The sequence below is a fragment of the Larkinella soli genome (genome assembly GCF_003703975.1).
Taxonomy (GTDB): domain Bacteria; phylum Bacteroidota; class Bacteroidia; order Cytophagales; family Spirosomataceae; genus Larkinella; species Larkinella soli.
On the sequence record NZ_ML112623.1, the window covers coordinates 40,749 to 53,514 of the forward strand.

General features: G+C 62.2%; 7 protein-coding genes. All 7 read left to right on the plus strand.

All coding sequences use genetic code 11. From position 1 onward, the window contains the following. Positions 1-17 precede the first annotated feature (17 nt). Positions 18-1,478 (plus strand): RagB/SusD family nutrient uptake outer membrane protein, encoded by a 1,461-nt coding sequence (locus DX909_RS01565; protein ID WP_128543301.1) that lies wholly within the window; start codon positions 18-20, stop codon positions 1,476-1,478. Positions 1,479-1,484: 6 nt separating this feature from the next. Further along, complete coding sequence (locus DX909_RS01570; protein WP_128543302.1) at positions 1,485-3,254, plus strand: tetratricopeptide repeat protein; 1,770 nt, start codon at positions 1,485-1,487, stop codon at positions 3,252-3,254. Between the two features lie 24 nt (positions 3,255-3,278). Further along, positions 3,279-4,157, plus strand: a complete 879-nt coding sequence (locus DX909_RS01575; protein WP_128543303.1) for a DUF1684 domain-containing protein — start codon at positions 3,279-3,281, stop codon at positions 4,155-4,157. 661 nt (positions 4,158-4,818) lie between these two features. Next, complete coding sequence (locus DX909_RS01580) at positions 4,819-7,986, plus strand: SusC/RagA family TonB-linked outer membrane protein (protein WP_229310907.1); 3,168 nt, start codon at positions 4,819-4,821, stop codon at positions 7,984-7,986. A gap of 8 nt (positions 7,987-7,994) precedes the next feature. Next, entirely contained in the window at positions 7,995-9,608 is a 1,614-nt protein-coding gene (locus tag DX909_RS01585) for a RagB/SusD family nutrient uptake outer membrane protein (RefSeq protein ID WP_229310908.1), read from the plus strand. A 29-nt stretch (positions 9,609-9,637) separates the two neighbouring features. Continuing rightward, the gene (locus DX909_RS01590; protein ID WP_128543304.1) at positions 9,638-11,125 is read left to right on the plus strand and encodes an arylsulfatase; all 1,488 of its coding nucleotides are present in this window, start codon (positions 9,638-9,640) and stop codon (positions 11,123-11,125) included. Positions 11,126-11,348: 223 nt separating this feature from the next. After that, a complete protein-coding gene (locus DX909_RS01595; RefSeq protein WP_128543305.1) occupies positions 11,349-12,680 on the plus strand; it encodes a sulfatase family protein in 1,332 nt (443 codons plus the stop codon). Positions 12,681-12,766: the final 86 nt, after the last annotated feature.

The following is a 12,766-nucleotide window of genomic DNA, read 5'->3' on the forward strand; positions in this document are numbered from 1 at the left end:
GGAATTTCCTCATGCTTATGAATACGTATCGTATCCCTCGTTCTATTCCCCGCTTCGGTCGGGTGCTGCTGCTGGGCGGGCTGCTGACGGCGGCCGGCTGCGACCAGCAGGAACTGCTCAACCCGGTTCCGCAGACCTCCATCACCGGCGACAACGCCTTCTCCTCGCCCGAGCGCGTGCAGGGGCTGGTCAACGGGATTTACAAAGCCATCAAGGCCGGTAACTATTACGGCGGCAACTACCTGATCTACTCGGAAGCCCGCGGGGAGGAGTTCATCAACCGGACGAGCAATACCTTCACGGCCTACGAAGCCTGGAACCAGACGCTCAATTCCGGCTCCAACTTCGTAGCCGGCTTCTGGGCGGCCGCCTACGCGGCCATCAACAACGCCAATATCCTCATCCAGGGGCTGGCCGACCACCCCAACACCGTCTCCGAAACCCTGCGCAAACAGTATGTGGCGGAGGCAAAATTTGCCCGGGCGCTGGCGTATTTCAGCCTCGTCACGCTCTATGCCCGGCCCTACAACGAGGATAAGGGCGCATCGCCGGGTCTGCCGCTCCGCCTGAAAGCCGAAACCACCACCGCCGGCAACGACCTGAAGCGGAGTTCGGTCGCCGAGGTGTACGCCCGGATTCTGAAAGACCTGGACGAGGCCGAAGCCGACCTGCCGGCCGGCTACACCAGCGCCCTGCTGAACACCACCCGGGCGCACCGCAACACGGCCGTCGCCCTGAAAACCCGGGTGTACCTGAACCAGGGCAACTACGCGAAGGTCATCGAGGAAGCCCGCAAGATCGTTTCGGATGCGGCTCCGTTCTCGGCCGCTTCGGGCGTGGCTCACCGGCTCCAGAACATCGTGGAGATTTTCACGACCAACTACACCAGCACCGAATCCATTCTGTCGGTGCCGATGACCGAGCTGGACAACGTGACGGGGCAGTCGTCGTTTGCCTACGTCTTCAACGCCAATTCGGAATACCACCTGAACCCGAACGGCATCTGGGGCCATACCGACTGGAAAACCGGCGACCTGCGCCGGACCTTCTCGCGGACGGCCTCGGGCGTGCAGTTCCTGACCAAATACGGCAAACCGTCGCCCTTTCTCGACTATATCCCCATCCTTCGTTACGCCGAAATACTGCTGAACTACGCGGAAGCCGCGGCCCGCACCGGCGATCTGCCCAAAGCCCTCGCCCTGCTGAAGGCCGTCCGGAACCGCTCCGACGCGGGCTATGTGTTCCCCGAAAGCGCGGTTTCGACGCAGGCGGCCCTGGTCAGCACCATCCTGACCGAGCGCCGGATCGAGCTGCTCGGCGAAGGCTTCCGGTCCAATGACCTGCTCCGGAACGGGCTGCCCCTGCCGGCCAAGGCCAGCGCGTCGAATACCGCCCCGGAGGTGAAGCCCTCACAGAGCAACTACATCTTCCCGCTGCCTAATACCGAAATCGTCACCAATAAACTGCTGCTGGAGTAAGCCCGCATGAAAACCCTCCTTCTTTCCTTCTTTTGCCTCCTTTGGATCGGGGCGACGGCCCAGCGGGTCCGCCGGCCGGAATCGGTGGCCGGCGGGCACAACCACGGCCAGAGCCGGCACGAGGCCCACGACGGCTACAGCCATGACCACCTGACCCACATTCTGGATTACCGACGGGAAACCGCCTACGTGCCGAACCTGCCCCCGCCCCCGGTGCTGGACGGCATTGGCCGCTCCGGGCTGAAGATCGCCACAAAGTCGGCGAAGGCGCAGCAGTTTTTCAGCCAGGGGGTGGCGCTGCTGCACTGTTTCTGGGACTTTGAAGCCTGGCGGGCCTTCCGGGAAGCCGTCCGGCAGGATTCCACGGCGCTGATGCCCTACTGGGGGCTGTACAGCGCCATCGGAGCCATCGAAGGCAACGAGTTCCGGGCGGACCGCGAACTGGCCGTCCGCAAACTCAACGCCCTGAAGAACACCGCTTCCGAACACGAAAGGCTCTATGCGGAGGCCATCCTGCTGCGCGATGCCGACCCCGAAAACGGGAAGGATGCCTACCAGCGCAAACTGGAAGTGATCGTCCACAAATACCCGGAGGACGTGGACGCCCGGCTGTTTCTGGCCCTCAGCAAAATGAGCGGCTACGACCCCGACCTGAACCCGCGCGACGGGCAGATTTACGCGGAATATCTGATCCGCGACCTGCTCCGGACCCATCCCGACAACGCGGCCGCCCACCACTACTGGATTCACCTGATGGAGAACTGCTGCCCCGGGCAGGCGCTGGAAAGTGCCGCGAAGCTGCCCCGGCTGGCACCCGGTTCCAGCCACATGGTCCATATGCCGGGGCACGTCTACTACAAGGTGGGCGACTACAGGCGGGCGTACGACGCCTTTACGGCTTCGCTGGCGGTGGATTCGGTCTATATGAAGCGGCAGAACACCCCGGAAGTCGATACCTGGAACTATATCCACAACATCAACTACCTGCTCTCCAACTGCGCCGAGGACGGTCGGTATTCGACCGCGCTCTACTACGCCGAGAAGCTGAAGAACATGCCCGCCACCCGCGAGCGGAAGCAGAAATATGAAGGGCGATTTTTCTATCAGGGCGTCATCGCTCCGGCCAAAATGGAAATCTGCTTCGGGTTTTACCGGAAAGCCGCCGACCGGCTGGCCGAAATCCGCATCGACCGCGACAGCCTCTACACCGCCAAAGCCTTCGCCTACAAGGACGGCCTGTTCTACTTCGCGTCGGGCATGGACGCGGCCCTCAACAACCGGCTCGACGAAGCCCGGCAGTATGCCGACGCGCTCGACGCCCTGCTCTGGCGCAACAGCCGGCAAAGCCCGGCCGCCGACGGCATCAATGCCCGGCGTCAGAGCGAGCTGAACGTGGCCTCGCTGGAATTGCAGGGCGTGATTCTGAGCCGGCAGAACCGCCATGCCGAAGCCGTCGCCCTGCTCGAAACCGCCCGGAAAAAGGAGGACGACCTCGGCTACAGCGAACCGCCCTCCTACGCGCGTCCGGTGCTGATCAGTCTGGCCGAAGCCCACCGGCGGGCCGGAAAGCCCGATCAGGCCGTGGCGGCTTATAAGGACCTGCTCAAACGCCACCCGAACTCGGCCAACGCCTACTGGGGGCTGTATAAAACCTACCGCCAGCAGGGCGACCAGGCCCGCGCCCGCGAGGCCGCCGACCGGCTGCGGCAGGTGGCCCAGTACGGCGACAAGGGGCTTTTTCCGCTCGACGATCAGGCCCTTCATCAACCCAGATAAGCGTTCACCAACCCCAACTTCCGTATGAAAAAGCACGTAAAACACCTCTCGCTGCTGGTGCTGACCGCACTGGCGACGGCCTTCACGGCCGACAACTCCTATGAGGAAGAAATTCAGGACTGGCACAGCAAACGGGTCGAGGCCCTGAAACGCGAAGACGGCTGGCTGAATCTGGCCGGGCTGTACTGGCTGAAGGAAGGCGAAAATACCCTCGGCAGCGACCCCACCGGCGCCGTCGTCCTGCCCGCCGACCGGAGTGCCGCCCACCTCGGCAAACTCATCCTGAAAGACGGAAAAGTGACCATTCAGGCCGAGGCCGGCGCGGAAGTCTACGCGGGCGACCAGCCGGTGCAGACGCTGGAGATATTCCCGTACACCAAACCGGTGGTGCTGAAACACCGCTCTCTGCGCTGGTTCGTCATTCAGCGGGGCGACAAATACGCGGTGCGGCTCCGCGATCTGGAAAGCCCCTATCTGAAGGGATTTCACGGCATCGAGCGGTTTCCGGTCCGCCCCGACTGGCGGGTGAAAGCGCGGTTCGTGCCGACGGCCGGGAAGAAGATCTCCATCCTCGACATCACCGGCCGGACCTACGAGCAGGAGTCGCCGGGGCAGCTGGTCTTCACGGTCGACGGACGGGAATACCGCCTGGACGCGACCGGAACGAACGAGCGGCTGCACTTCGTCTTCGCCGATCTGACCAACCAACACGACACGTATGGCGGGGGCCGTTTCCTCGACGCGCCGGGGCCGGACGCCGAGGGATATACGTACCTGGATTTCAACAAGGCCTATAACCCGCCCTGCGCTTTTACGCCCTACGCCACCTGCCCCACCCCGCCGAAGCAGAACCGGCTGGCACTGGCCGTCACGGCCGGAGAAAAACGATACGGCGATCACTGATTCAACGACCCTTCAGGTGATTGTTTGGGGAAGCGTTTTGTCATCCCGACGCAGGAGGGATCTCGGGGCTCGACGCTCCGGATGGCGGGTCATTCAGCCACCAGATCCCTCGTTCCTCGGGATGACAAGCCGCCCGGAAGGGCAAAAACCCTTCCCAAACAACCTCTCAGAGTTGTTTGGGAAGGGAGCAAGGGGCTTTTCTGACCGGTTTGCCGGCGTGTTAACCACCCCCCGGCCCCCTCCTTGCTAAGGAGGGAGTGCCTTCGCTGATTGCTGAACATGGCGGAGCGCTCCCCCTCCTTAGCAAGGAGGGGGCCGGGGGGTGGTCCGGCCAGGGGGTGGTCGGCGCCCCTCGTTCTCCGGAATGAAGGCTTCCTCAAACCACCCTTCAGCGGGCGGGCCTGAACCGGTTCAGGCCCGTTTTTCGTTTATAACGTTAGCTATATTTTGTTGCAAGTTTTGAATTTTTTAGCCCCTGCGGTTCTTCATGTTTTTTGAAGATTCAAAGATTTGACCATGTTTGCGGAAGATTAGCCGGAGCCCAGGCACTCCGGCTGTGTTTTTAGCTTATTTTCCTATTATTTCCATAGACTTAGAATTTAATAAAGTAACCATCTCTGCACGGAACGGTATTTTTTTATGCCATAACTCTACAAAATCTATGTACCCAATTCTATTCGATCCGAACAAGCGAAACCGGACCCGTCCGGGCCTGATTCTGATGAGCGCCCTGGTGCTTTGGTCCGGCGCCGGGTTTGCCGGGGTTCCGGAAGACAAGGCGCTGAAACGACCCGCCCGCATCGCGGGCGACTACCGCCCGCCGGTGACCGTAAAGGGAAAAGTGACCGACGAGAAGGGCGAGGGACTGCCCGGTGTGAACGTCATCCTGAAAGGCACCGACAAAGGCACCTCCACGGATGCCAAAGGCGAATTTCAGCTTGCCGTGCCGGACGAAAACGCCTTTCTGGTGTTCTCCTTTCTGGGCTATAAGCGGCAGGAGGTGCGCGTGGGCAGCCGGGGCACGGTGACCGTGCAGCTCGAACCCGACCAAAGCCAGCTCGACGAGGTAGTGGTGGTCGGCTACGGCACCCAGAAGCGCAACAGCCTGACCAACTCGGTGTCGCAGATCGGGGGCGAGGAAATCACCCGCCGGCCGGTGTCCAACATCCAGCAGTCGTTTCAGGGCCTGATGCCGGGCGTCACCGTGCAGGACCTCGGCGGCTCGCCGGGCAAGTCGAACGCCAGCATCCGGGTGCGCGGCATCACCACCTTCAACATCAACAGCGCCAGCACGAGCGGCTTCGACCTCGGCAAGAACGACGCCCTCGTCATCGTCGACGGCATCGAGCAGCGGCTAAGCGACATCAACCCCGACGACATCGAATCGGTCTCCATCCTGAAAGATGCCTCCTCGACGGCCATCTACGGCTCCCGGGCCACGAACGGGGTCGTGCTGATCACCACCAAACGCGCCAAAGGCGGCAGGGTGCAGGTGGATTACCACGGCTACTACGCCATCCAGAAATCCACCAACGTACCGAAGATGATGGGGCTGGAGGACTATATGCGCATGCAGGTGGCGGCCTACACCAACGCCGGAACCACCCTGCCCGCCCGCTTCACGGAGGAGTCCATTCAGGCCTATATCAACGCCACCGACCGGCTGAAATACCCGCTGCCCAACACCTGGTTCGAAACCCTGCTCCAGCCCGCTCCGCAGCAGAACCACACGCTCTCGGTGGCCGGCGGCACCGACGTACTCCGGACCCGGCTCAGCATCCGCTACAACGACCAGCAGGGCGTCATCAAAGGCGATTATTCCAACAAAATCGGCGAATTCCGGCTGAATACCGACTACACGGTGACGCCGAAGGTTCGCGTCAGCGCCGACCTCAACTACCGCTACAGCAAGGCCGTCAACCCGACCTTCAACAACGGCGGCATCATCCCGGGTCCGCTGAACAGCTTTTTCCACGGCTCGCTCTGGGCGGTTCCGAAATACCCCGACGGCACCTACGGCCTCAGCACGCAGGGCAACAACCCGCTGATGTTCAACGAAATCGGCGGCCTCTCGCGCCAGAACACCGACTACCTGGCCGGCTACGTGAAGGGCGAATGGGACATCATGGACGGCCTGACCTTTTCGACGCAGATCGCCGGGCGGGGCACGTTCGTCTATCAGAAGAACTTCACCAATGCGTACACCAACGTCGACAAGAATACGAACATCACGAAGACCATCGCGATCAACTCGCTGACCGAGGTGCGGAACTCGCTGCGCGAATACACGATCAACAGCCTGCTTAACTACGAGAAGAGTTTCGGTTTCCACAACCTGAAGGCGCTGGCGGGCTACTCCCAGATCGGCAACACGCAGAATTTCCTGTCGGCCTACCGGGAGCGGTTCTATAACAACGACATCGGCTCCATCGGCCAGGGCGCCAATGACGGCACCAGGAGCAATTCCGGGAACGACGCCCAGTATGGCCTGCGCTCCTATTTCGGCCGGGTAAATTACGACTACCAGGAGAAGTACCTCTTCGAAGCCAACGGCCGCTACGACGGCTCGTCGAAGTTCACGGGTAACAAACAGTACAGCTTCTTTCCCTCCTTCTCGGCCGGCTGGCGCATCTCGAAGGAGAATTTCTGGCAGGGGCTGTCGCAGACCGTCAACGACCTGAAACTGAGAGGTTCGTGGGGTGTTACCGGGAATCAATCGGTGGACCTCTACAGTTACTACTCGGCCCTGACGGCCAACGGCTATACCTTCGGCGGGCTGCCGGTCCAGGGCTACCGCCCCACCACCCTCGCCAACACGAACCTCGGCTGGGAGTCGACGACCCAGCTCGACCTCGGCCTCGATGCCTCGCTGCTGAACCGCAGCCTGACCCTCACCGTCGACTATTACCGCAAGCGAACCGACGACATCCTGCTCAACCTCGACATCCCGGCGACCATCGGGCTGATCGCCCCGCCCCAGAACGCCGGCTCGGTGGAGAACAAGGGCTGGGAGTTCAGCGCAAGTTACCGGGCGCGGCCCGCGCCCTCGGGCTTCCGCTACGGCCTCCGCGGCAACCTGAGCATCAACGAGAACAGGGTCGTGGACCTGAAAGGAACGGGGCCGTACATCACCGGCTCCGACATCGACCCGCGCTACATCATCGCCAAAGGACTGCCGATCAACACCCTCTGGGGTTACCAGACCGCCGGGCTGTTCCAGTCGCAGCAGGAGATCGTCGACTACAGGGCCACCCTGGCGTCCAACACCAAGCCGGGTGACGTCAAATACGTGGACCGGAACGGCGACGGCAAGATCAGCGCCGACGACATGACGAGCATCGGCAACTCCTTCCCGAAATACACCTTCGGTTTCAACGGCGACTTCTCCTACCGGAATTTCGAGCTGAACATCCTGTTTCAGGGGGCCGCCAAAGTGGACGCCCGGCTGGCGGGGGCGCTGGCCGAAATGGGCAACCAGGAAGGCTTCACGCACGAGATTTACGCCGGGAACTACTGGACGCCCGAGAATCCCGGCGCCCGTTTCCCGCGCCCGCTCAAGTTCGACCTGCGCAACGTGGCCACCTCCGACCGGCTGGTTATCGACGGCTCCTACCTGCGGCTGAAGAACGTCCAGCTGGCCTACACCCTCCCGGCTTCGCTGGTGAACCGGGTGAAACTGAGCCGCGTACGCGTCTATACCTCCGCCACCAACCTGTTCACGATTTCCAAACTGAACGAGTGGAACCTGGACCCGGAAGTGCCGTCGGGCCGGGCCGTCTATTACCCGCAAACCGCCCTGTATACCCTCGGTCTGAACCTTCAATTCTGATTTTTGCCATGAACCGCATAGCCATAACTATACAATCGATAAAAACCGCCGTGGTGGCCGGGCTGGTGACCGCGGCCGGCCTGGGGCTGACGGCCTGCGACCGCGAGCTGCTCGAAACCGTGCCGAACGACCGCCTTTCGGTGGATATTTTCTGGAAAACCGAGTCCGACGCAAAGCTGGCGGTCAACTCGCTGTATACCGACCTCGACAGTACGAACCTCATTTCCTGGGACGGGATGACGGATATCGCGCACATCAATACCAACTTCAACGTCGAAGCCTTCATCGAACTCGGCACCTATGACGCGACCAGTTCGAAAATCTACGGCGAATGGCGCCGGGCCTACCGGGGTATCCGGGCGGCCAACTATTTCTTGGAGAACGTCGACAAAGTGACCTCGACCAACCCGACGCTCATCAATCAGTTCAAGGGGGAGGCCCGAACCCTGCGGGCGTACCAGTATCTGAAACTGGCCGGGCTGTTCGGTTCGGTGCCGCTGGTGACGTCGTCCATCTCGATCGAGGAAGGCCGGGCGCTGAAGAACGCCCCCGTCGAGGAGGTCTGGAATTTCGTAGAGAAGGAACTCACCGAAGCCGCCGGTCTGCTCCCGGCCACCTACCCGGCCGCCGACCGGGGCCGGATCACCAAGGGGGCGGCCCTGGGGCTGCTGGCGCGGGCGAGCCTCTACGCCGGGAGGTATCAGAAAGCCGCCGAAGCCGCCGATCAGGTGATCAAACTGGGCGTCTACGGCCTCTATGAATCCTACGAAAAGCTGTTTTCCTACGCGGCCGAAAACAGTAAGGAAGTGATTCTCGACAAGCAGTACCTGAAAGACAGCTACTCCAACAACGTCTTTGCCTACATCGGCCCCTACAGCCAGAAAAACAGCAGCAGCAACATCGTGCCGACCAAAGTGCTGGTCGACACCTACGAAACGCTCGACGGCAAGAAGATCACCGACGCGGGCAGCGGCTACGACCCGGCCAAACCGTATGCCAACCGCGACAGCCGCCTGCGGTTCTCGGTCATCCTGGAAGGCGACGTGCTGCCGAGCGGCATTACGTTCCAGCCCCGGCCCACCAGCGGCACCGCCGACGCCATCGGGAGCACCTTCATCGCGTCGACCACCGGGTTCAACATTAAAAAGTACATCAATACGGAGGATTTCGCCAACCCGGCCAACGGCGGGATCAATATCATCCTGCTCCGCTACGCCGAGATCCTGCTGACCTACGCCGAGGCAAAAATCGAACTGAATCAGATCGACCCCGGCGTGCTCCAGGCCATCAACCTGGTCCGCAACGGCCGAAACGATGTGAAGCAGCCCGCCGTTACGACGACCGCCCAGGCGGCCCTGCGCGAGATCGTCCGCCGGGAGCGCACCGTCGAGCTGGCCTTCGAGGGGCAGCGGCTGTTCGACATCCGGCGCTGGAAGATTGCCGAGACGGTCATGACCGGGCCGGTTTACGGCATCACCTACCCCGACGCGACGGGCAAGCTGGTGACGGTGCAGGCGGTTTCGTCGAACCGCGTGTTCGATAAAAGCCGGCATTACCTCTGGCCGATTCCGCAGAAAGAACGCGATCTGAACCCGAACCTGACCCAGAACCCGAACTGGTAAACCGGCTTCCGTCCTGAACCCCTGATTCGATGAGACTGCACCGACCGCCGCCTATTTCTTTATGTTCCCTTCTGGTCGTCACCCTGGCCCTGCTCACGGCGGGCCGGGGGACGGCTCAGAAGAAGCCCAACATCGTCTTCATTTACGCCGACGACCTGGGCTACGCCGAACTGGGCTGTTACGGACAGAAGAAAATCCGGACACCCCACCTCGACCGCATCGCCCGCGAGGGCATCCGGTTTACCGACTATTACACGAGCACGCCCGTCTGCGCGCCCTCCCGCTGCCAGCTGCTCACCGGCACCCACGCCGGCCACTCCTACATCCGCGGCAATTTCGAGCTGGGCGGCTTTGCGGATTCGAGCGAGCGGGGCCAGATGCCGCTGCCGCCGAACACCCGGACCATCGGCACGCTGCTTCAGAAAGAGGGCTACCAAACCGCCTGCATCGGCAAGTGGGGCCTCGGCATGGGCAGCAACACCGGCGACCCGAACCGCCAGGGCTTCCATTACTTCTACGGCTATTACGACCAGAAACAGGCCCACAACTACTACCCGACGCACCTCTGGGAAAACGGGAAATGGGACACGCTGAACAACCCGGTGATCGACGTCCACCGTAAACTGGACCCGCGCACCGCCCGGCCCGAGGACTTCGACTACTACCGGGGAAAGGACTACGCCATCGACAAAATGACCGAAAAGGCCCTGAAGTTCGTCCGGGACAACCGCGACCGGCCCTTCTTCCTGTATCTGCCCTTCACCATCCCTCATGCCTCGCTTCAGGCACCGGAGGAGGTGGTAAAGGAGTACGTCGGGCAGTTCGACGAAAAGCCGTATTACGGGGATAAGAATTATGCCTCCACGCCCTACCCCCGCTCGACCTACGCGGCCATGATCACCTACATGGACCGGAAGGTGGGCGAGGTCATGGCGCTGCTGAAGGAGCTGGGGCTGGACGACAATACGCTGGTCATTTTCACCTCCGACAACGGCACTACCTTCAACGGCGGAACCGACCCGAACTTTTTCAACAGCGTGGGCGGCTTCCGGGGCCTGAAGATGGACGTCTACGAGGGCGGGGTGCGGATGCCGATGGTGGCCCGCTGGCCGGGAAAAATTCCCGCCGGAACGACGACCGCCCACGTCGGGATTCACTACGACGTGCCGGCGACCCTGCTCGAAGCGGCCGGGGGAAAACCGGTCGAAACCGACGGCATCTCGTTTCTGCCCACTCTGCTCGGCCGGGAGAAGAATCAGAAAAAACACGAATACATTTACTGGGAATACCCCGAAAAGGGCGGACAGTTGGCCGTTCGGATGGGTCGCTGGAAGGGCGTCAAAACCGACCTTCGCGCCAACCGGGTCGCCCGCTGGCAGCTGTTCGATCTGGAAAAGGACCCCGGCGAAACCACCGACCTGGCCCCCGCCCACCCGGCCATAACCGCCCGCTTCGACGCCATCGTACGGAAGGAACACCAGCCCTCACCAGTGGAAGCCTGGCGGTTTCTGGAGTAGGTGGTTTGGGGAGGGGGGAAGTGCCTGAAGGCACTTTCCCCTGAGAGGTGGTTTGGGAAGCGTTTTGTCATCCCGACGCAGGAGGGATCTTGGGGCTGGGGTGGTCAACAGGATGACAAGCCGCCCGGAAGGGCAAAAACCCTTCCCCTAACTACCACTAAAGCCCCGCCGGATCAGACTCCCCCTGTAGGGGCCCTGGGGTAAACCTCTAAAACGTTCAACCATGAAATTTCGCATTATCAGCCTGCTGCTGACCGCCCTGCTCCTGACCGGGGGCGTGGTCCGGGCGCAGCAGCGGCCCAACATCATCTTCGTGCTGGCCGACGACCTCGGCTACGCCGACCTGAGCTGCTACGGCAACCCGGTCATCAAAACGCCTTTCCTCGACGGCATGGCCGCCAAAGGACTCCGGGCTACCAACTACGTCGTGACCAGCCCGGTCTGCACCCCCTCGCGGGCCGCCCTGCTGACGGGCCGGTATCCGTCGCGCATGGGCCACCGGCCGGGCATCGACTGGGGCATTCCCGATCAGGAGGTCACGACGGCCGAAATGTTGAAAACAGTCGGGTATAACACGGCCTGCATCGGCAAATGGCACATCGGCGAAACCGGCAAACGGGCGTCGGAACTGCCCAACGGCCAGGGCTTTGACCTGTATTACGGCCTGCTGTATAGTCATGACTATAAAAAACCCTATGTACAGCGGCCGTATGAACTCCGGCTCTGGCGCAACACCACCCCCGACGAGTTTCCGGCCGACTCCTCCCTGACGGAACGATATACGGCCGAAAGCATCGCGTTCATCAAAAAGCAGACGAAGGGCAAACCGTTCTACCTGCACCTGGCCCACAACATGCCGCACCTGCCGCTGGCCTCCGCCGGAAAGCACCGGGGACGGTCGGCGGGCGGGCCGCTGGGCGACGTCATCGAGGAGATGGACGAGGGGCTGGCGCGCATCTGGAAAGCCCTCGAAGCACAGGGGCTGGCCGACAACACCATCTTCATCTTTTCGAGCGACAACGGCCCCTGGATCAACTACCCGCCCCGCATGGCGGCCGACAGCGTGACGCGGCCGTGGTTCGTCGGCAGCGCCGGGCCGTTCCGGGGCAGCAAGTCGGAGACCTACGAGGGCGGCCACCGTGTCCCGTTCATCGTCTACTGGAAGGGCCGCACCCCGGTCGGGCAGGTCACCGGCGAGCTGCTGAGCTGCGTGGACGTACTGCCTACCTTCGCCGAATGGACGAAGGCCCCGCTGCCGGGCGGACGGACGCTCGACGGCCAGTCGGTGTCGGACGTGCTGCTGGGCAAACCCGGCAAACACCCGCACCGGGAGGTTTATTACGTTCACAACGCCGTGTGTCAGGCCGTCCGGCGGGGCGACTGGAAATACCGGGAGGTGCAGAATACGGTCGACGGCCGGCCCCAGACCCGCATCGAGCTGTTCAACCTCGCCCGCGACCCGGCCGAACGCGCCAACGTCCTGAACGAATACCCCGAAGTGGCCCGCGACCTGAAGGAACTCTTCGACCGCTTCCCGGGTGCCGCCGAGAACTGAGACCGGTCGCGTTTCCCGTCACGGCCCTCCGCGCAGGTGGAGGGCCGTTTTGTTGACAGGCCGACGGAGCAACCGGGGGATCAGTC

What these genes read in the sequence shown, in the direction of transcription:
- DX909_RS01565 (WP_128543301.1), top strand. Translation starts at nt 18, where the DNA reads ATGAATACGTATCGTATCCCTCGTTCTATTCCCCGCTTCGGTCGGGTG.
- DX909_RS01570 (WP_128543302.1), top strand. Translation starts at nt 1,485, where the DNA reads ATGAAAACCCTCCTTCTTTCCTTCTTTTGCCTCCTTTGGATCGGGGCG.
- DX909_RS01575 (WP_128543303.1), top strand. Translation starts at nt 3,279, where the DNA reads ATGAAAAAGCACGTAAAACACCTCTCGCTGCTGGTGCTGACCGCACTG.
- DX909_RS01580 (WP_229310907.1), top strand. Translation starts at nt 4,819, where the DNA reads ATGTACCCAATTCTATTCGATCCGAACAAGCGAAACCGGACCCGTCCG.
- DX909_RS01585 (WP_229310908.1), top strand. Translation starts at nt 7,995, where the DNA reads ATGAACCGCATAGCCATAACTATACAATCGATAAAAACCGCCGTGGTG.
- DX909_RS01590 (WP_128543304.1), top strand. Translation starts at nt 9,638, where the DNA reads ATGAGACTGCACCGACCGCCGCCTATTTCTTTATGTTCCCTTCTGGTC.
- DX909_RS01595 (WP_128543305.1), top strand. Translation starts at nt 11,349, where the DNA reads ATGAAATTTCGCATTATCAGCCTGCTGCTGACCGCCCTGCTCCTGACC.